This window comes from Bradyrhizobium sp. USDA 4510 (assembly GCF_054059095.1).
In genome coordinates this window covers 4,088,282-4,108,148 of sequence record NZ_JBSSBT010000001.1, presented here as the reverse complement: position 1 = coordinate 4,108,148, position 19,867 = coordinate 4,088,282, and the positions used below count along the sequence as shown (strand labels likewise).

Here is a 19,867-nt window from a genome sequence, read left to right as displayed (position 1 = left end):
GTGTCGGACCGAGGACACGCTATTGTCGCGGCCCGGCCGGGACGCGAGTTGGTGTTTCGCCGCGCGCCGTTGACGGCGGTGACTTCAAGCGCGCGGTCTTCGTCTGAAGGCTGCGGGAAAGCAGGCTTCCGGGACGTTCATGCCTCAAAAGGTTCGAATAGCGCTTGACGCCATGGGGGGCGATGTCGGCGCTTCCGTCGTCATTCCCGGCGCCGCGATCTCGTTAAGCCGTCATCCCGACAGCGAATTCCTGCTGGTCGGGGACCGGGCCCAGATCGAGCCGGAGCTCGCCAAGCATCCGGCACTGAAGGCGGTATCGAAAGTGATCCATACCGACGTCGCCGTGAAGAACGATGAGAAGCCGAGCCAGGCGCTGCGGCGGACCCGAAGGGCGTCCTCGATGTGGCTCGCGATCGACGCCGTGAAGCATGGCGAGGCCGACGTTGCGGTCTCCGCCGGCAACAGCGGCGCGCTGATGGCGATGGGCAGCCTCAATCTGCGGACGCTCCCCGGTGTCGACCGCCCGGCGCTTGCGGCGGTGTGGCCGACGCTGCGCGGCGATTCTGTCGTGCTCGACCTCGGCGCCACGATCGGCGGCGACGCCCGCCATCTGGCGACGCTGGCGGTGATGGGCAGCGCCATGGCGAGCGTGCTGTTCAACCTCGAACGGCCGACCGTCGGCCTGCTCAATATCGGGTCCGAGGAGATGAAGGGGCACGGGGAAATCCGCGAGGCGGCGGAGATGCTGCGTGCGATGAACTCGACGCAGTTCAACTATATCGGCTTCGTCGAGGGCGACGCGATCGGCAAGGGCCTCGCCGACGTCATCGTGTCGGAAGGTTTCAGCGGCAACATTGCGCTCAAGGCCGCCGAAGGAACCGCGCGCCAGATGTTCACGCTGCTGCGCGAGGCCATGTCATCTAGCTGGCTAGCGCGGATCGGCTATTTGCTGGCCCGCGGCGCGTTCCAGAAGCTGCGCGACAAGCTCGATCCCAACAAGTCGAATGGCGGCCTGCTGCTCGGCCTGAAGGGCGTCGTGGTCAAGAGCCATGGCGGCACCAACGCGGAAGGCTTTGCCTATGCGGTGGATGTTGGCTATGAGATGGCCCACTTCGATCTCCTCACCAAGATCAATCAGATGCTTAATCGCGACGGCAGTGCGCTGGTGCAGGCGCAGACCGCGCAGGAGGCTGTCTCGTGACTGCTATACGTTCGGTAGTGCTCGGCTGCGGCTCATATTTGCCGGAGCGGGTTTTGACCAATGCCGAACTGGCCACCCGGATCGACACGTCGGATGACTGGATCGTGCAGCGCACCGGCATCAGCGAGCGCCACATCGCGGCCGACGACGAATTCACCTCGCATCTGGCGATCAAGGCGGCGCAGGCCGCGCTCGCCCACGCGCAAGTCGATGCGCAGTCGATCGACCTGATCGTGCTCGCGACCTCGACGCCCGACAACACCTTTCCCGCCACCGCGGTCGCCGTCCAGCACGGGCTCGGCATCAACCATGGCGTCGCCTTCGACCTGCAGGCGGTCTGCTCCGGCTTCGTCTTCGCGCTGGCCACCGCCGATAATTTCCTGCGCGCCGGCACCCACAAGCGGGCGCTGGTGATCGGTGCCGAGACCTTCTCACGCATCCTCGACTGGAACGACCGCGGCACCTGCGTGCTGTTCGGCGACGGCGCCGGCGCGGTCGTGCTGGAGGCGCAGCAGCATTCCGGCACCACCAGCGACCCCGGCGTGTTGACGACGCATCTGCGCTCCGACGGCCGCCACAAGGCGAAGCTGTTCGTCGATGGCGGGCCCGGCTCGACCAGGACGGTCGGGTATCTCCGGATGGAGGGCCGCGAGGTGTTCAAGCACGCCGTCGGCATGATCACCGACGTGATCGTCGACGCCTTCAACGCCACCGGCTTTACCGCCGAGGACATCACCTGGTTCATCCCGCACCAGGCCAACAAGCGAATCATCGATGCGTCGGCGCACAAGCTCCATATTGCGCCGCAGAAGGTGGTCCTGACGGTCGACAAGCACGGCAACACGTCGGCGGCCTCGATCCCGCTCGCGCTGTCGGTCGCCGTGAAGGACGGGCGCGTCAAGAAGGGCGATCTGGTGCTGTTCGAGGCGATGGGCGGCGGCTTCACCTGGGGCTCGGCGCTCGTGCGCTGGTAGCGTATCGCCAAACAGTATCGACAGGTTGCCGGTATCTTTCCTGCGCCTGGGCGCTGGTCACTGTTGACCATTGCGCGCTAAGCTTTTAATTTCAGTCAAGAAATTGTTCGCCGAGAGTGCGGGGCAGGCGATGACCACGGGAACCGGAAAAACAGTTACGCGCGTCGATTTGTGTGAGGCGGTCTACCAAAAGGTGGGTCTGTCGCGCACGGAATCGTCGGCATTTGTCGAGTTGGTGCTGAAGGAGATCACCGATTGCCTGGAAAAGGGCGAGACAGTGAAGCTGTCCTCATTCGGCTCCTTCATGGTGCGCAAGAAGGGCCAGCGTATCGGCCGTAATCCGAAGACCGGCACCGAGGTGCCGATTTCGCCGCGGCGGGTGATGGTGTTCAAGCCGTCGGCGATCCTGAAGCAGCGGATCAATGGCCATGTCGTCACCAATGGCGACGGCAGCAAGGCCGACTAGAGCGTTTTCAAGCGAAGTGGATACCCGGTTCGCGTGAAGAAAGCGCGGCAAACCTAGAATCCGGAGCCCCGTTCCGATTCAATCGGAACGGAAAGGCTCCAGGCATTGAGCTCAAAGGAGCGGGCATTTGGACAAGGCGCCGGATGCGTTCCGTACCATCAGCGAGGTCGCTGATGAACTCGATATTCCCCAGCATGTGCTGAGATTCTGGGAAACGCGCTTCGCGCAGATCAAGCCGATGAAGCGCAGCGGCGGACGCCGCTATTATCGCCCCGACGACGTCGACCTGCTCAAGGGCATCCGCCGGCTGCTGTACGGCGAGGGCTACACCATCCGCGGTGTGCAGCGGATCCTGAAGGAGCACGGCATCAAATCGGTGCAGGGCATCGCCGACCAGACCGCGGCGGTCTCGTTCGGCGCGGTCGAGGAAGCCGTCGGCAACAGCATGGCCGAGCCCGACGATCTCGAGAGCGGCGACGGCCTCGATTTCGACGGCGAGGAGAGTGATGGCGACGAGAAGGGGATCGACTACCGATTCGTCGATCCCGACGAGGATCCGATCCTGTCGACCTACAAGGCGCACGCCCAGCCGGGCAAGGCGCCCGCCGCGCCGCCGGTTCGTCCCTCCGTTCCGTCAGTCGATCGGGAGCGGCTCGAACGCGTGCTGCAGGAGCTGGTCGCCTGCCGACAGATGATCGACGCGGCGATGAAGGACGGCTGAGGCAAGGAAGCCTGCCGAGGAAACCTGCCAAGGGAACCGGCCTCGGAATACAGTCTTTGAGAGCCTGCCCCGCCTTGCGCGAACGCAGGATCGCAGCTAATGGAACGGCATCGGAGCGTGGCGCAGCCCGGTTAGCGCACTAGTCTGGGAGACTAGGGGTCGGAGGTTCAAATCCTCTCGCTCCGACCATTTTTCTCAATACGATCAATGGCGATTTCAAGCGGGCGGTTGCCAACCGGCCGCCCGTTTCCATTCAGTTGTCAATTTCGTTCGTGCGACGTTCTAACTCCGCAATATGTTCTCATGGCTTCCGGGGTGCTGGCCTGTTTCCATCCCTAGTGGCCTGCTTTGATTTTTGGAGTGGCCTAGTTTGCCATTAACCCCGACGCAACCAAGGGTTAGTCGATGTTCTCGGTAGGACTACTGAACCGCGCGGTGGATGTTCTCACCATAGCAATGGTTATGGTCCGCCAAGTGTTCGCTATCCCCAGCGGAGGAGTGTTACCGGGTGTTCTCCGTGGGGGAACGAAGTTCCGCACGGAGGCAGAAAAAGAGGGTCAAATGGCGGGATTAGAGGTGCCCTTGATCTAACTCAATCGGCCGCACCTGGCCCGGCTCAACCCTCCGGGCATGAAGGAAGGCGATCGTCTGCGACAATCTGAAGGCCGGGGTCGTCAAGGCGTTGTGGTTCGAGCCGACGCTCAACCAAACCTTTGCCGCCATGGCCGAGCACTACGACACGACGATTTTGCCGACCCGCAGCCGCAAGCCGCGCGACAAGGGCAAGGTTGAAGGCGCGGTGCTGATTGTTGAGCGCTGGATTCTGGCACGGCTGCGCCATCGGCGGTTCTTCAACCTGACCGATCTCAATACTACGATCGGCGGTCTGCTGGAGGAGCTGAACCATCGGCCGATGCGCCATATCGGCAAATCCCGCCGGCAGCTGTTCGAGGAGATCGAGCGCGCTGCGTTGACGCCGCTGCCGGGCGAGCCGTTCGAATACGCCGAGTGGAAAACGGCGAAGGTCCACCCCGATTATCACGTCGAAGTCGACAAGACCTTTTACTCGGTGCCGCACCGGCTGATCAGCCGTCGGGTGGACGTCCGGCTCACCTATCGAGCCGTCGAGATCTTCCAGGATCACACGCGTGTCGCCAGCCATGTGCGCCGCTCTCAGCGCGGCGGCCATGTCACCGTGAACGAGCACATGCCCAAGGCCCATCAGCGTTATGCCAATATGACGCCGACGAGCTTGATCAAGATGGCAGCGCGGATCGGCGTCAACATCGCCACTCTGGTCGAGCGGATGATGCGTGAGCGCCCGCATCCCGAGCAGGGTTATCGCTCCGCCATGGGGATCATCGCCCTGGCACGGCGCTACGAGCGCGATCGGCTCGAAGCGGCCTGCGAGCGGGCACTCGTCATCAACGCGATCAGCTACTCCTCGGTGAGCGCGATCCTCAAATCCGGGCTCGACCGCGCGAGCCCTGCTGCCGCACCCGTCAAAGCCACCCCCTCGCACGCCAATCCGTGGTGGGGGGCTATTATCAATGAAGGAAAGGAACATCGCGATGCTGACCCACCCGACCCTCGAGCAGATGCAGGCGCTCGGCCTTGCCGGAATGGCGGCCGCCTACCGGCAATTGGCCGAACAGGACAATGCCGCCGATCTCAGCCGCGACGAGTGGCTCGGCCTGATGCTCGATCGCGAAGCCGCCATGCGCGCCGACCGGCGCCTGACCAATCGGCTGGCCGCAGCCAAGCTGCGCTTCGTCGACGCCTGTATCGAAGACGTCGACTTCGCGTCCCGCCGCGGCCTTGACCGGCGCAACACCCTGCAGCTGGCGCAAGGCGCCTGGCTGAAAGCCCATGAGAACTTCATCATGTTGGCATGTGCCTTCGGACGCCAGGCGGCCAGGCTCGATCATTCCGTCCTTTATTTGCGTATGCCGCGCTTGTTCGAAGACCTCGCCATGGCCCGTCTCGATGGTCGCTTCCCGCGCCTCATCGACAAGCTCGCACGGGTCCAGTTGCTCATCCTCGACGACTGGGGCACCCACACCCTCAATGATCAGCAGCGCCTTGATCTCCTCGAAATCTTCGAAGAGCGCTATAGGCGCAAATCGACCTTGATTACCGCCCAGCTGCCCGTTGCCCAATGGCACGACATGATCGGCGAGCCAACCATCGCAGACGCTATCCTCGACCGGATTATCCACAACTCCCACCGCATCGCCCTCGAAGGCGACAGCATGCGAAGGAAAAAAGCCGCGCGCCCCTTGACCGACGTCGAAAACAGCGAAACGAATACCAACTGACTTCAACAACCAGGCAACCAAAAGCCAGCGCCGCCACGCTGTCCGCGATTTAGCGAAACTGCTGTCCGTCAGTTAGCGAAACCGCTGTCCCGTTTTTGCGAAATACGCACCCACGGCGCGCGCATCCAGATGTCGCGCTCCTCGTCGGTGGTCAGGATCACCGGCATCGCTTTTGGATGGATCGGCGCAACCACCTCATTCGGCTCGGTCGTCAGGAAGCCGTAGACAAGGTGTGGCCCCGGGATCGGCTTGGACTTCGTTCCCTGGCGCCGACGAGCGGCGCGCCGTGCGCCAGGAAAACAGCAAGCCGCTTCTCGAGGACATGCACGCTTGGCTGCTGCGTGAGCGCAAAACCCTCTCGCGCTCCTCCGAGGTCCTGAAGCCGATCAACTACATGCTCAGGCGCTGGGACGACTTCGCCCGCTTCCTCGACGATGGCAGGATCTGCTTGACCAACAATTGTGCCGAGCGCGCATTGAGAGGCATCGCATTGGGAAGGCGCAATTGGACCTTCGCCGGCAGCCAGCGTGGCGCCGACCGCGCCGCCATCATTCTGACGATGATCACGACCTGTCGCCTCAACGACGTCGATCCCAAGGCCTGGCTTGCCGACGTCCTCGCCCGTATCGCCGATCTTCCCGCTTCGCGTCTGCACGAACTGCTGCCCTGGGAATGGAAACTCCTGCGCCAAGCCGCCGGTCAGCAGGCCGCCTGACCTTCACGCAACGCCATCATAGAGCCCGCCGCGCCCGCGCGCATGCGTCACTCAGGCGGTCTTCGTCGTATGCGTACAGGAGGCCATCATGGCTAGATCTCAACCATTGCTGAAGTGGTATCCCAGCGCGTCTCTTGGAATAAGGGCAAGATCGTTGGAGCGAAGCCGCCGCTCCGTCCTAAGCACGTCTGGTCAATTCGGACGAAGCTTCAGGTCGAGGGCCGCACCCGCGATCTAGCGTTGTTCAACATCGCCATCGACAGCAAACTTCATGGATGCGACGTAGTCGCCCTAAAGGTCGACGACGTTGCACCAAGCGGGTATACCGCCGATAGAGCGAGTGTCCAAGAAACCAGGAGATCGTCCTATCTACTGGCCGCAGAGGGCCGGACTCTAGCCTGACGACACGGCAATATGCACGCCTGCTATCGGAATGGCTGACCGGTATTGGATTGGATCCTCACCTGTTCGGAACGCATTCCCTTCGTCGCACCAAGGCGGCGCTGATCTATCGCCGTACCGGGAATTTGCGAGCCGTACAGCTTCTGCTGGGGCATACAAAAATCGAGAGCACGTCCGCTACCTCGGAATAGAGGTCGACGACGCACTTGCAATAGCAGAACAGGTGAACGTCTGAATCGACCTTGCGTAGATCGGCGGCGTGGCGGCGGCCACGTTCGACGCAGGTTCTTATGGCAGGGACCGCATTTCGGGGCATTTGCCCAGCGCGGGCCAGCCGCGAAACACGTCCGATTTCTACGGGTATCAGTAAGGCCCGGTCTACACCTCACAGCCGACGAGTGAGTGGTTGGACGCAATGGGCGCCGATGGGCTCAAGCGGCGGTCGAAGATCACGAGAGACGAGCCGGAATCCGACCATTCGGGTTTATCTTCAGATCTCACCGCGATCCGTGCCGAAAGCTGTGGTGTTGAGCAACGCCAAGCATTGCCCCATAAGCCCTGTTGGGCCCAAACAACGGAGCCGCGCCGCCAGGCAGTTCCAGGCCCATTCTGCCTGCTGGCGTTAACTCGCAATCGTTTAGCACATCCCTATCTGGGTATTGCGCCTGAAACGAAGCCGGATTTGAATTCGCCCACGTCGGGCACTGGGCACTTGCAGAGCTTATCACGCCAATCGACATAATCGCTGCAATAATAGAAGTCCTGAATCCACTCACAGTCGTACTCCGGAACGGGTGTTGTTTTCGTGCGGAGCATTCGCGCTGGCTAGAATCGGCTGCTCTGTTGAAAGCGTTTCCTTCGAATTCTTTTTTGGACAAGAATTACGTAGGTATGCGCTTGAGAAAAGACACTCAGTGAAAAATCACGGCTGCGCGAACGGCAAATCGGTATGCTCACCGTTGCGTGACCCGCACCCGCACGCAGGCAGATGGCAAACCAGCACACGGCGAGAGGGGCTGCGCAGAGACTACGTTTAGTCTCAGGCCGGTGGTCGGACGTCGCATCAGTCATGCAAGCGTTAACGTAGTAACTTTCGTCCGCGCTTCCCACGTTAGCGTGTGCATAGTAACTCCTTTGTCGGAAGCTTCATGCGAACTCATAAGTTACTTATTGCTCTCATTCTCGCGAGCCTGATCGCGGCGCCATCGATGGCACTGGCCATGGCAGCGAGTTTCGAAACGCCACTGCGCCCGCCCGTCATCGTCGGTGCCCCTCGGTTGGTATCTCCGCGCGCGGCAGCACCGTACGTGATGGACCCCAGACGCACCACGCTCCACTGGCCAAACGCCAGCGCCAAATTTCATCGTTGATTGATGCGCAGGGCTTGAAGGATCTGCTGCGGATGCCGAACAATCAGGGCTGCCGCCCCGTCGCGAGTCGTGATTTCGAGCGTGTCCGATACTCGTCGCCGAACACCCGGCGATGTCCGGGTAGGGTCAGTGGACTAAACCGCTCGCGCGGTAGGACGCCGCGGCTGGCGGCACGGCCAAGACGATAGCGCAACGGGGCGTCCTGTCTTGAGATCGAGGGGTTCGACAACCTCACTCAAGACAGGAGCATCGCCATGACCGACGAGGCAATGAGCCCGTTGCGCCGGCGCATGATCGAAGACATGACGATCCGCAAGTTGGCCCCGAAGACCCAACATGACTACGTGCAAAGGGTCAAGAACTTCGCCGCATTTCTCGGGCGATCACCGGATACGGCGACCTTCGAGGACGTGCGCCGCTATCAGCTACATCTGACGGCAAGCGGCGTTGGCGCGCCGACCATCAACCAGACCCTCTCGACGCTGCGGTTCTTCTTTCGGGTCACACTCAAGCGCCACGAGATCGTCGAGCATACCCATGTCATTCACGAGCCGCGCAAGCTGCCGGTGGTACTGAGCGTGGAGGAAGTGGCACGGCTGCTCGATGCCGCACCGGGGCTCAAATACAAGGCGGCGCTGAGCGCGGCCTACGGTGCCGGGCTGCGTGCCAACGAGGTCGTCTCGCTCAAGGTCTCCGATATCGACAGCAAGCGGATGATCATCCGCGTCGAGCAGGGCAAGGGCGGCAAGGACCGCAATGTCATGCTGTCGCCCAGCCTGCTCGCGCTGCTACGGGCCTGGTGGAAGATGGCTCGGCCGCAAGGCTGGTTGTTCCCTGGCCGTGACCCGGCCCAGCCAATGACCACACGCCAGCTCAACCGTGCCTGCCACGCCGCCGCCCAGATGGCGGAGATCAACAAGCGCGTCTCGCTGCACACCTTGCGGCACAGCTTCGCCACCCACCTGCTTGAGCAGAACATCGACGTCCGCGTCATCCAGGTGCTGCTCGGCCACGCCAAGCTCGACACCACCGCGCTCTATACCCGCGTCGCCACCAAGACGATCAGCGAGGTCATGAGCCCGCTGGAGCATATCACGCTGAAGCTCAAGGAGGTCCGACCGCCCGGCTGACGGCGCTTGTGTCGCGCCCGTTGCGGATATTTTCCGCAGCCATGGCGTAGCATGGCGCAAAGCTCATGCCGGCCATGTCAGCCTCGACCAGTTGAAGGTGATGTCGGCGATCGAGCGCTGCCGCACGGTGGCGCTCGGCGGCCATGTCGCGCGCTGCGCGGACTGCGCCTACACGACGATCGCCTACAACTCCTGCCGCAACCGGCATTGCCCGAAGTGCCAAGGCGCCGCCGCAAAGGAGTGGCTCGCCGATCGCGAGGCCGAGCTGTTGCCCGTGCCGTACTACCACCTGGTGTTCACACTCCCAGGAGCGATCGCCGACATCGCCTGCCAGAACAAGGCCGTCCTCTACGACCTGCTGTTCAAGGTCTCGGCCGAGACCATGCTGACGATCGCCGCCGATCCGAAGCATCTGGGGGCCAGGATCGGCATCACCTCCGTGCTGCACACCTGGGGCTCGGCGCTGACCCATCACCCCCACGTGCACATGATCGTGCCGGGCGGCGGCATCTCGCCCGATGGTCAGCGCTGGGTGTCCTGCCGGCCCGGATTCTTCCTCCCCGTGCGCGTGCTCTCCCGCCTGTTCCGGCGATTGTTCCTTCAGAAGCTCGTCGCCGCCCATCAAGCCGGCCGCCTGAGCTTCTTTGGCGACAACAGCCAGCTCGCTGATACCCCATGCTTCGCAGTCTTCCTGGCGCCGCTGCGCAAAACCAAGTGGGTCGTCTATGCAAAGCGTCCGTTCGGTGGACCGGAGTCGGTGCTGGCCTATTTGTCGCGCTACACCCACCGGGTTGCCATCGCCAACAGCCGCTTGATCGCTTGCGACCAGCAGCGCGTCACCTTCAAATGGAAGGACTACCGCATCGAGGGCCGCGATCGATACAGGCAGATGACGCTCGCCACAGACGAGTTCATCCGCCGCTTCCTCATCCACGTGCTGCCCAAGGGCCTTCACCGCATCCGCCATTACGGCCTGTTCGCCAAAGGCGCTTGCGCCGACAACATCGCACGCGTCCGCGAGCTGCTCACCGGTGCAAAGCCTGAAGCCAATCCCACCGCGGCTGCCGTCGATGCCAACAAGCCGGCTTGCCCATGCTGCGGCGGTCGCATGATCATCATCGAGGTCTTCGAGCGCGGTTGTACGCCACGGCATCGGCCGACAGCTCCAACGAACCGCATCAGGATCGACACCTCATGACCACGTCGCTGTCCTGCAAATCTATTCGTAGTGCTCGCTGCCTCTCGGCCAGCCACGGCAGAGCGCGCTCAGATATCCACCGCCCGCCATAACGCGCTCGACAATTTGTAGAGCTCGACACCACCCGCCGCGCATTCGCCAGCCGATTCACGCTCGAACACCTCGTTGCATCGGCTCGATTCAAATCAGCCAATTCGCCCGCGGCAGTCAAATCCCCATAGCGCCTGCGGCACCGCCTACGTTTCCCTTAAGCGCGGTTTCCTTGTATGGGCTTTGTCAAGGGAGGCGTTTAAATAGGCGATAGGTCGGCGCATCTTTTCCTTCGTCAGTTTCTTTGTTCGATCTGAGGCCGTTTCTTCGTCCCGACCCGCACTTCGCTTGCGCTGGCGCGCGCAGAAGCTGTCAAGGTTGGCCGCCGCACGAATCGTACGACAGGCTCCGCCGTTGCCAGGCCACACCTTGACAGCTTCGAGCACGACGGCATCGCTTGGTGCGATCGGGATGACGATCGGAGGGGAGCCCGCTTGCGGGCGCGATCAATCGCGCCACAACCTTGTATCCGGTGGGTCCAAGGACCCCGAACCATGATGCAGTCATGCGCATCGGCAGCGAAGCTCCGAAGCGGCGGACCCATTCTCCCTTTCGGCATCGAAGCCAAGGAAACACGTCGGGACCCCGCCACCTCGAACCGTCATCGGCGACACCGTCACAGGCGGACGGAAGGCCGAAACTGTTGGGGTGTCCTTCCTCCGTTCATGATGCCGGCCGCAGAACGACGCCGTCCGGCACTACGCCCTCCCGCACGAGTCGCCACAGAGCGATCAGGAGCTTGCGCGCCAAGGCCACGATCATGGTCTTGCGCGTCCCGCGGGCATTCTCGGTACGAGTTCGAAACCACTGCGCCAAGACGCTGTCCTTCTGGAATCTGAGAAATCGCCACGCCAATTCGATCATGCCTCGTCTCACTCGGGCATTGCCGGAACGGGTCAGCCCTCTCTCCCGGCGTTTTCTGCCGCTTTCGTCAGGCGAGCCAGTGAGGCCGGCATAACGCGCTATCGCCCTTCGGTCGCGCATGCTTCGCGATAGTACCTCCTGCACCAGCATGTCGCCGGTCTCGACACCAACCCCGATTACCCGCGCCAACAGGCGCTCCATTGCGTGTGGTCCATCACTGGGCGTTTGCTTGAGACGCTCCAGGCGAGCCTCCTCGATCTGCCGTATCTGATCGCTGACGAGCCGCCGGCGCGCCATGTCGCGACGCAGCTCAGCCAGGGTGTTGGGCGGGATCGGCTCTCCTTCGGGGGTGCGCAAGCCGTCAAGGCGTTCGGCGGCTTTCTTCAGCTTGGGATTGAAGCCGCGGATGCCGAGCCGTATCAACGCTGCTTTCATTCGGTTGACGATCCGACTTTGCTCTCCGACAAGGCTCTCGCGCTCACGGGTGGGGCGCTTGGCATCTTCGTCCTTGATTGTCGGGATCGCGACCATCTTGCAGTGATCACGCTCGCCCCGCAACCAGCCGAGAAAAGAGCGTTTCAGCAGTTCGGTGTCGAGACGATCGGTCTTGGCGCGCCGGTGCTCGCGCGATACCGCTATGCTCGATGCGTGAATGACATGCGCCTCGATGTCGCGCACCCTGAGCCAGCGGGCCAGCCAGAAACCGTCACGGCCGGCCTCGAAAGCGACCGCGATGCGTTCGATGCGGTGTCCTGCCTTCCGCGCCTCTTCTCGCCAGCGATTGAGCAGCTTCAGCAAGGCGTTCTCGTCGACCTCAAGCTTCTTCGACGGCTGGCGCTCGACACCAGGCACAATCCCCGCAACGAGCCAGCTCGACAGGCTCATCTCGATCACAGCGATCAGCGTACCGTCCGGTTTGAGGGGTGTGAGGGATCGGCTCAGGTCGTTCAACTTCTGCATGGGGTGCTCCATCGGTTCACATCAGCGCCGATGAATGCCATATCCTCACCGTCCTCACCGCCGCCGCCCGCACCATAGCATCTCCCTTGCAGGCTTTCGGACGCCGGCCGCCGAATGTGCCGCGCCGTCAGTCATGCGGCCGGCATCCGAAACCCTTCACAGAAGCGGACATCAACCAGCCCTCAATCTCTGCCAAATGCGTCGAAAATGACCCATAGCGGCGGTGTGTCAATTTTCTTTCATGACTTGTTGAAGGCGACCGTCTTGTTCCTGAGGGTGCGGTCAGGTGCCATTTGGCCGGCACTGGAAGAGCAGTCCCTCAGCTTCGCCAGCGCGTCGGTGACCGTCCGGCCCAATTGTTCAATCGCTTGATCAGTGAGGATCGATTTTGCGCTTCCGAGCCGATCGACGCTGACATTCAAGTCCGTCAGCGCGTCCCTCAGTTGCACCATCTCGTGTTGAAGAGCTGGGTGTTCTCCTGCCTTGATCTCCCGAAGGGTATTGCCAAGCGTGCGGACTTCCGCCGTCAGATTTTGCAGGTTCGCCAGCACGTCTTTCGCTGGCAGATCGACCTTCGACAGCACGGCTTCAGTCATTGTTGCGACGACGTTTTCTGCAAAATGGTTGATGCGCGCAATCGCGACAAGCGCAACAATCGCGGCGACAATCACCAGGATTGCGGTCGCATTGATCAGCGCCAGCAGCAACTGCCCAGGGAGCCTCCACAACCGCGCGGAAATGCCATTGCCGCCGGGCTCAGCCATGGTTGCCTCCGGTCGTTGTCGACAGCACACGCTGCCATTGGGCAGCGCAAGCCGCATTAGCGCTGCTTTAGCCCGCGCTTGGCTGCCATGGCCCCACGATTGGAGCTACTTCGCAGTGCCGGTTGTTGTGGTGTCTGAGCCACCACCGCGCCGCGTCTCACGTCGCTCGTGACGGCCTGTACGCCGGGTTTCCCGCCGTTCATGGCGGCCGCTGCGCCGTTCCTGACGGCGTTCCATCCCAGCAGTCTGGGCCTCGGCATCAGAAGTCATAATGACCGGAAGCATTGTTCCCGCGCCAAACGCGGCCGCGACCAAGGTGAGAACCTTTCGGCGGGAGACACTATTTTCGCTCATGATCTGAACCTCCTGCACCTCAAGAAAGTGACAAAATTGGAGGACTGCGCCCTTTCACCCTTGATTTAAGTCAAACGATTTGCGCGTCGATCGCATCGGTTGTCATTGAGGTCGGTCAAGGTTTCGCGCGATGACGCAGCCGTAATCCATCGCCATCATCTAGCTGGTCACCAGACATAGCTGTCAAACCAACCAAACCGCGGCCGCCGCTCCGCAAAGAGGTAAGCGCGATTTTCCGCGCACGTTGTCGGCCGCGATTTGACGGATGGCCTTCGTATCGGGGCGATGCTGAGCCGTTCAGGCAGTGGCCGCTTTGGGGAAGTTGAAGGGCAACAGGTCAGCGATATCGGCGTTGTCTGCGCGCTGAGGCAACTCGGTGAGCACATGGCGCAGCCATGTTAACGGCTCGACACGTGAGGCGCGGCAGGTCAGCATCAGGCTGTAGACGACGGCGCTGGCCCTGGCTCCGTCGACGGTGTCGCTGAACAGCCAGCTTTTTCGGCCAGTGGCAAAAACCCTGATGTCGCGCTCCAGAAGATTGTTGTCGATCGGCATCCTGCCATCTTCGGTGTAACGCGTCAGATAGTCCCATTGGTTCCGGGTGTAAGATACGGCGTCGCCAAGCTTGCTGTCCGGCAGGACCTTCGGGGCGATTTGATCGAGCCATTCCTTGAGGGCGTTCAGGACAGGAATGCTGTGTTGCTGGCGGAAGCGACGGATGCATTGATCCGGCGTTTCGTCTCTGTCCGGTTTCTCGTCCCGCGCCTGCCTTTCAACCCGGTAGAGCTGCTCGAAGAACCGCAGCGCCTGCTCGGGCGGCCCGCCGCCCTTCTTTCTCGCTTTGAGGGCGTCGACAAAACGCCGCCGGGAGTGGGCCATGCATCCAATGTGGGTGGCCCCTTCCAGCGTGCGCCATGCGCTATAGCCGTCACTCATCACGATGCCACGGTAATCGCCGAGGAAGACCTGCGGGTGGATTTGGCCGCGGCCCGGCTGATAATCCAGAAGAACGATCGGCTCGTGACTATCCTTGCCGCTGCGATACGCCCACATGTACGATGTGCTGGTGGCCGCTTTGTCCTTCTCCTTGAGGACCTGAACCGTCGTCTCGTCGCCATGGATGAGAGGCTGCGATCTGAGCCGCAGCTTCAGGGCGTCATAAATGCGATGCAGATGCTTCTCGCTCGAGCCGATCACCCAGTGGCCCAAAGCGCCGCGGCTGACAGGAACGCCTGCGCGTTCGAAGGCCTGCGCCAAGCGGTAGAGCGGCGTGCCGTCGACATATTTGTGAACCAGCGCGAACGCCAGCGTCGAGGCCGTGGCAACGCTGCCCGGCAACGGCTGCGTCGGCATCGGCGCGGTCACGACAGGGGCGTTGATCCCGGTGCGATCGCAATGGCGGCAGGCATATTTGAAGCGCACATTCTGTAAAACCTTCGCCTTCACCTCGATATGAAGTTGCTCGGTGACAGCCTCGCCCATGCGATGCATCTGGCCACGGCAGCAAGGACACGCCTTCTGATCGTCGGGCAGGTCATACTCGACGCGCTCGCGCGGCAGGTTTGCCGGCAGCGGCCTGCGGCCGCGCTTCTTTCCCGTCGTGCTTTCGACCGATGGCAGACCCGTGTCCGGAAGTTCGGCGGTATCGTTCGTTTCGCTGCCGGCGTCATCCTCATCGGCGGCCTGCTCGGCTTCATTGAAGAGACGGTCGACGTGCTTTTCGCTGCGCGGCGCAAAACGATGCAGGCGTGCCAGCGCCAGTTCTTCCTCCAGCTTGACGACGCGCTCCGTGAGCTGACGATTCTCCGCCTCCAGCGCGGCAATGCGCGCCAACAGCACCTCGACACTCGGATTGCCGGTTCGATTCATCGGATTCTTGAATCTGAACCGTTCCGACGCGTCAACCGCTCAACTCAAGAGCTCAGCCGGCAACCTGATATTGCCGCACCGGATGACGGACCATCGCATCGATATCGATGCCGTCGAGGATCCAGTGCAACTGCTCGGTCGTAAGCCGGACGACCGCCTCCTGGCGGCGCGGCCATCGGAACTTGTCCTCGGTCAGCCGCTTCAGGACCAGCACAAAGCCGGACCGGTCGAAGAACAGCAACTTCATCCGGTCGCAACGGCGATTGCAGAACGCAAAAACCGCCGGCACAAACGGATCGAGCGCCATCGTCTCCTGAACCAGAACCGCAAGGCTGTTGATGCCAGCTCGGAAGTCGATCGGCTCACGGTGCAGATAGACCTGCAGGTCACCGCCCAGTCTGAACATGGCCCAGGGCTCCAATGATCGCCGTCAATGCATCCACATCCCCGCATTCCAGCGCGAGCTTCACGCCATTCGGCAGCGACGCGCTCACTTTGGCCGGAGAACAAAAAGCTGGAGACCCCTTGGATTCCGACCCACCCACTTCATCGCAGGTCGCCGGCAAATCCACCGCCTCCACACTGCCTTGCCGCGACAAACCCCGCTCGGCGGCCCCCTCAAGGTGAACCGGGATGAACGCCGAGGGTGACGACGACGGCGCCGACCTGGCCGCGGCGTCCTTCTTGATCCACTTCCGAAGCAGGTTCGCGTTGACCCCATGTTCGAGTGCAAGTCTCGAGACCGAAACGCCAGGCTCAAGGCAGGCCGCCACAAGACGCTCCTTCGATGTCGTCTCAAAGCGCCGGCGACCGTTCCGACCAACAAGCCTGACACGCAGTTTCTGACCATCGTCGCTCATCATGAGGTATCCACCTATTTAAGTGGACACCTCATGCATCAGAGCACTCAAAACCAAAAGGTGCGGGGAAATTCGCGCTTACGCAAAGAGTGCGTAATATGGCGGTGTAGTTCTCCCTGCATGTGCGTACTTATGGGACGGCTTGGCTGCTTTCGATTTGGGGACTGACAACTTTGGCCGCTCGATACCGGATGGCTGCATCTGGGCGAAGGCCGCTCGATTTCCCGGCGACGCCTCGGCAATCTCGACTGGGACTGGGGCTTGGGCTGGGTCAGGATCATCTTGCGCGACGTGCTCGGGAACGATGATCGGCCGGCTCGTATCGTACACGACGAGGTCGGGCAGCTTCTCCATCGAATGGATGCGAATGGCCGGGCGAACGGAGTTGGATCGCTCTGCCACCGGCGAATTCGGCAGATAGGCACCCAAGAGAATGAGGAGCGCGAGCAGCGCTCCGCCGACATGTGGAGTGCCGCCGATCTGCACGGCGATTTCACGGTCGGTCTTGTGCTGGGCCATTCTTCGCAAGATGGCGTGGAGCCACTGGAGTACTCAACGCTGGAGACTGAACATGACGCAGAGAATTGTCCGAAATACTGCAATTGCACTTTCGACTATCGCTTGTGCGACACTGCTCTCCATCACTTGGTCTGAGCAAGGTGGCGTTTCGGCGTCAGTCGAAAGTGCCCAGGCGCGCGTGGGCCGACCGCTGACGCCCATGAGCGTTGCGGGAGTTGCCCGTCGTCACACGCGGCGCGCCGTGTACGGATATGGGTACGGGCATCGGCACTATGGTTATGGCGCGGGAATCGCCGCGACCGCAGCTGTCGCCACGGCCGCCGCTGCCGCGCCGGCCTATTCCGGATGGGGCACAGGCGATTGGGGCAATGCCTATGCCGCCCAGACTGATCCTCACTTCGGCCAACCTTACTACCCGGCACGGGCCTATCATGGGATCAGCCCCTACTACGGCTATGCCGGATGGACGGAATACAAGGCAGCTAATGGCATCGGCTGCGAACCCGGTACGATGACGAAGATGGCTGACGGCCACATGTACGTCTGCCAGTGACGTCGGCACAACGGCACGGCAAGCGGGCGGCTCCCTGAGCCGCCCTCTTGATCTTCTGATCATCGAATTGACAGAAAAAGCCCCGGACGACGCCGGGGCTTCTAGTCTGCTGAAGATCACCAGTTGGTCAGTAACGCGCCGTAACCGGCGCGGCGTATCCACCAAAGCGGTAGTTGAAGCGCACCGTGACCATGTCCACGTCTTGGCTGATACGGTCGTTGAGTACTGCCGCAAGGCGCGGATCGGCCACGGAGAAGGAGTTATTGGCGTGTCCCATCCACAGATGGTCGTATTCAACACCGACCGACCAGTTCGGTGCGAAGCCATACTCCCAGCCGACACCCAGTGCGCCGCCCCAGCGCGTGTTATCCGCCGAGACCAGGCCGATCCCGGTTGTGTTGTCGAATATCGTTAGGCGATTGCTCGTCACGGCCGCGCCGCCCTTCACGTAGAGCAGTGACGCGTTCCATGCCCAACCGAGTTGGGCCGTGAAGAGGCCGATGCCATCGGTTTTAACCGTGGTTGATAGCGTCGGATTGAACAGGCTGACGCGCGTGTTGCTGAGGTCGGCCCAATCACCCTGCGCTTCCAATCCGAACACAAACTGATTGGATTGCCAGCGATAGCCAATTTGCCCACCGGCGAGGCCGCCCGAACGATCACGGCAACCGCTTGCGACTGTTCCTGCGAGCGTGACGAAATCCACACAATTGTGGCTTTCACCCCAGCCGCCATTGGCACCAATGTAAAAACCGCTCCAGTTGTAGATCACGGGAAGCGGGGCCGGTGGCGGCGCCTTGACCGCCATATCGGCTGCCGACGCGGAAGTTGCCATGCCGAGCGCAATCAAACCTGCAGTACCCATCAACAGTTTCTTCATCGCATTGTCCCCTTCCGGCGTCGTTGCAATGACTGCCCGGACGACGGCCGCTAACTATGTTGCAAAGGTTGTGCTTGCATTCCCATTCCACCTGTCAGCCTAATCGATTTGGAGCCGACGACGTGTGCCAGGACTGCAACAGTTGCGGCTTTTCAGCAAACGTATGCACGCTACTGCGCGCACTATGCAGTTTGTGCCGCGCGACCGTTGGCTTGATTGGCTGGGGACCGCCAAAATCGAGCAGCTGATCTCTAGGCGGTTGACCGTGGCGGTGCCTTGACGTGAAGCCTGCTCACAAGAGCTACGATCGCCACCGCATGCATCGAGCGTCGCGCGAGCGGACAGAGTTCGGTGAAGCCCTCCCCATTGGATGGGTCGCAATCAGGCAACGACGTTGATCCTACGTCAACATCACCTGTCCTTTGCCACGCACGTTAGGTTTGCCGCGCCTGAAGCGGCCCTTCACCTTTCGGTTCGCGGAGGAGCACCATGCATCTTTCGACCAAACCAATGACAGTTGCGGGAATTGTGGCCAGCCTGACGCTGGGATTTGCAGTTGTCACACTCAGTCCAGCACCGGCGAAGGCCGTCATTTACTGCGAGTACGTCGGTTATCCGCACGGTTGCGTGGCGAGGGCCGGCGTCGTGCTCAGGCCTCGTCCGGTGGCGCGCGCTGCCGTCCGTCATAATGCCGGTGGCAATTTGAACGGAGGCGTCAATCGCGTTGGCGTGCGGCGGTATCCAAGGAGGGGGCAATTCCTCGTGACGCCGAGGGGGCAGTTTTCCATGGCGCGCGACAAGCCGGTCTGCCGGTGGATCCGGCCTATATGGATGCCGTCCCAAATCACCAGAGCCGAACATATGAATTCCAGTTGCCAATCGGAATAGAAAATCGTTTGTTTTCAGTATTATTAGAATAGGGTAGTTGCCAAAAAGGGTGAGCTAATTCAATCGGCTTCCCGCGTCTGGGAGACTAGGGGTCGGAGGTTCAAATCCTCTCGCTCCGACCATTTTTCTCAAAATTCGTTCGGTGTGGTTTGAAGCGGGCGCATCGCTCGCCGTCGGCTTGCGATTGGTTGCCAATGCTGTTCGCCAGTCGCGGAAAGCTGTGCGCGGAAGCCAACACGCTGTCGTTAATATCGAGCAAACGCTCGTTGATGAGGCAGCACCAAGCCGATCGCATCGGCGGCTGTCGTTGTCGATGAACAAGCGTTCATGGAACGTCACTGATTTCAGGCGGTTAGTTGCGGGGCGCATTTTGGAGGACAAAATGAAGCACGCAATCATCGTCCTTTCCGCGGCATGCCTGATGGCTTCCACCCCGGTTGCTTTTGCACAGGGCGTTTCGAGCAAATCACCTGGACACGAGATGCAAAAGAAGGGCTCCAAGAAGGGCAGTCCCGGCGCTTCGGGCTATGCACCCGGGCGCGAGATGCAGGCACGAGGATCGAAAGCCGGGAGCCCAGGGGCCTCTGGCTACGCCCCTGGTCAGACGACGGGGTCGGGCAGCGGGATGACCGGAGGCGGCCCGACCAAGTCCAGATAGTTACACTGCAAGGTTGGTTTATCGGGGCCCCGGCCGTCAGCGCCGGGGCTCCTTTTTCATGGCCCGTTCACGGATCGACCGCGGCTTGGCCCGTTTCATGCTTTCCATTGAGG

16 protein-coding genes, 1 tRNA gene and 5 pseudogenes are annotated in these 19,867 nt (G+C 61.6%); 14 read left to right on the top strand and 8 right to left on the bottom strand.

From position 1 onward, the window contains the following. The first annotated feature begins 139 nt into the window (after positions 1-139). The 7 genes and pseudogenes from plsX (at position 140) to istB (ending at position 5,680) form a co-directional block, all read left to right on the top strand. The gene (gene plsX / locus ACVMDN_RS18810) at positions 140-1,201 is read left to right on the top strand and encodes a phosphate acyltransferase PlsX (RefSeq protein ID WP_076834353.1); all 1,062 of its coding nucleotides are present in this window, start codon (positions 140-142) and stop codon (positions 1,199-1,201) included. After that, positions 1,198-2,175: a beta-ketoacyl-ACP synthase III gene (locus ACVMDN_RS18805; protein ID WP_057020717.1), complete on the top strand. Its 978-nt coding sequence runs from the start codon at positions 1,198-1,200 to the stop codon at positions 2,173-2,175. The genes plsX and ACVMDN_RS18805 overlap by 4 nt, the downstream gene beginning before the upstream one ends. A gap of 130 nt (positions 2,176-2,305) precedes the next feature. Then, a complete protein-coding gene (locus ACVMDN_RS18800; protein ID WP_035631661.1) occupies positions 2,306-2,641 on the top strand; it encodes an integration host factor subunit alpha in 336 nt (111 codons plus the stop codon). A 127-nt stretch (positions 2,642-2,768) separates the two neighbouring features. Further along, positions 2,769-3,362 (top strand): MerR family transcriptional regulator, encoded by a 594-nt coding sequence (locus ACVMDN_RS18795; RefSeq protein ID WP_076834351.1) that lies wholly within the window; start codon positions 2,769-2,771, stop codon positions 3,360-3,362. A 111-nt stretch (positions 3,363-3,473) separates the two neighbouring features. Further along, positions 3,474-3,551 (top strand) — tRNA-Pro (locus ACVMDN_RS18790). Between the two features lie 448 nt (positions 3,552-3,999). Continuing rightward, positions 4,000-4,890: pseudogene (locus ACVMDN_RS18785) on the top strand (Mu transposase domain-containing protein); the annotation flags it as partial. A gap of 43 nt (positions 4,891-4,933) precedes the next feature. After that, complete coding sequence (istB, locus tag ACVMDN_RS18780; protein ID WP_310885944.1) at positions 4,934-5,680, top strand: IS21-like element helper ATPase IstB; 747 nt, start codon at positions 4,934-4,936, stop codon at positions 5,678-5,680. 110 nt (positions 5,681-5,790) lie between these two features. Here the strand turns inward: istB and ACVMDN_RS18775 are convergent. After that, a pseudogene (locus ACVMDN_RS18775) lies at positions 5,791-5,946 on the bottom strand (SOS response-associated peptidase); the annotation flags it as partial. Positions 5,947-5,948: 2 nt separating this feature from the next. Between ACVMDN_RS18775 and ACVMDN_RS18770 the strand changes: the two are divergent. From ACVMDN_RS18770 to ACVMDN_RS18755, 4 genes and pseudogenes are all read left to right on the top strand, one after another. After that, a pseudogene (locus ACVMDN_RS18770) lies at positions 5,949-6,395 on the top strand (IS66 family transposase); the annotation flags it as partial. 105 nt (positions 6,396-6,500) lie between these two features. Beyond that, a pseudogene (locus ACVMDN_RS18765) lies at positions 6,501-7,032 on the top strand (tyrosine-type recombinase/integrase). A gap of 1,389 nt (positions 7,033-8,421) precedes the next feature. Further along, complete coding sequence (locus ACVMDN_RS18760; protein WP_310885890.1) at positions 8,422-9,297, top strand: tyrosine-type recombinase/integrase; 876 nt, start codon at positions 8,422-8,424, stop codon at positions 9,295-9,297. Between the two features lie 28 nt (positions 9,298-9,325). Then, positions 9,326-10,495, top strand: coding sequence for an IS91 family transposase (locus tag ACVMDN_RS18755; protein WP_456835868.1), 1,170 nt, complete (start codon positions 9,326-9,328; stop codon positions 10,493-10,495). A gap of 753 nt (positions 10,496-11,248) precedes the next feature. Here ACVMDN_RS18755 and ACVMDN_RS18750 read toward each other — a convergent pair. From ACVMDN_RS18750 to ACVMDN_RS18725, 6 genes are all read right to left on the bottom strand, one after another. After that, on the bottom strand, positions 11,249-12,409 hold the full coding sequence (locus tag ACVMDN_RS18750) for an IS110 family RNA-guided transposase (RefSeq protein ID WP_083715145.1): 1,161 nt from the start codon (positions 12,407-12,409) through the stop codon (positions 11,249-11,251). Between the two features lie 239 nt (positions 12,410-12,648). Continuing rightward, positions 12,649-13,173: a hypothetical protein gene (locus ACVMDN_RS18745; RefSeq protein ID WP_310885891.1), complete on the bottom strand. Its 525-nt coding sequence runs from the start codon at positions 13,171-13,173 to the stop codon at positions 12,649-12,651. Positions 13,174-13,824: 651 nt separating this feature from the next. Next, the gene (gene tnpC / locus ACVMDN_RS18740; protein ID WP_456783894.1) at positions 13,825-15,396 is read right to left on the bottom strand and encodes an IS66 family transposase; all 1,572 of its coding nucleotides are present in this window, start codon (positions 15,394-15,396) and stop codon (positions 13,825-13,827) included. A 52-nt stretch (positions 15,397-15,448) separates the two neighbouring features. Next, positions 15,449-15,802, bottom strand: coding sequence for an IS66 family insertion sequence element accessory protein TnpB (tnpB, locus tag ACVMDN_RS18735; RefSeq protein ID WP_076834308.1), 354 nt, complete (start codon positions 15,800-15,802; stop codon positions 15,449-15,451). Beyond that, the gene (gene tnpA / locus ACVMDN_RS18730; protein WP_253610664.1) at positions 15,783-16,256 is read right to left on the bottom strand and encodes an IS66-like element accessory protein TnpA; all 474 of its coding nucleotides are present in this window, start codon (positions 16,254-16,256) and stop codon (positions 15,783-15,785) included. The genes tnpB and tnpA overlap by 20 nt, the downstream gene beginning before the upstream one ends. A 78-nt stretch (positions 16,257-16,334) precedes the next feature. Beyond that, entirely contained in the window at positions 16,335-16,775 is a 441-nt protein-coding gene (locus tag ACVMDN_RS18725) for a hypothetical protein (RefSeq protein ID WP_456835069.1), read from the bottom strand. 52 nt (positions 16,776-16,827) lie between these two features. Between ACVMDN_RS18725 and ACVMDN_RS18720 the strand changes: the two genes are divergently transcribed. Next, positions 16,828-17,328, top strand: a complete 501-nt coding sequence (locus tag ACVMDN_RS18720; RefSeq protein WP_310885893.1) for a hypothetical protein — start codon at positions 16,828-16,830, stop codon at positions 17,326-17,328. Positions 17,329-17,455: 127 nt separating this feature from the next. Here the strand turns inward: ACVMDN_RS18720 and ACVMDN_RS18715 are convergent, their stop codons facing one another. Continuing rightward, positions 17,456-18,208 (bottom strand): outer membrane protein, encoded by a 753-nt coding sequence (locus ACVMDN_RS18715; RefSeq protein WP_310885894.1) that lies wholly within the window; start codon positions 18,206-18,208, stop codon positions 17,456-17,458. 489 nt (positions 18,209-18,697) lie between these two features. Between ACVMDN_RS18715 and ACVMDN_RS18710 the strand changes: the two are divergent. Together ACVMDN_RS18710 and ACVMDN_RS18705 are read left to right on the top strand one after the other, a co-directional pair. Beyond that, positions 18,698-18,946, top strand: a pseudogene (locus ACVMDN_RS18710) (hypothetical protein); the annotation flags it as partial. A 292-nt stretch (positions 18,947-19,238) separates the two neighbouring features. Continuing rightward, positions 19,239-19,754 carry a hypothetical protein gene (locus ACVMDN_RS18705; protein WP_310885895.1) on the top strand — a complete coding sequence of 172 codons (516 nt, stop codon included), beginning with the start codon at positions 19,239-19,241 and terminating at the stop codon, positions 19,752-19,754. The last annotated feature ends 113 nt before the right edge of the window (positions 19,755-19,867 follow it).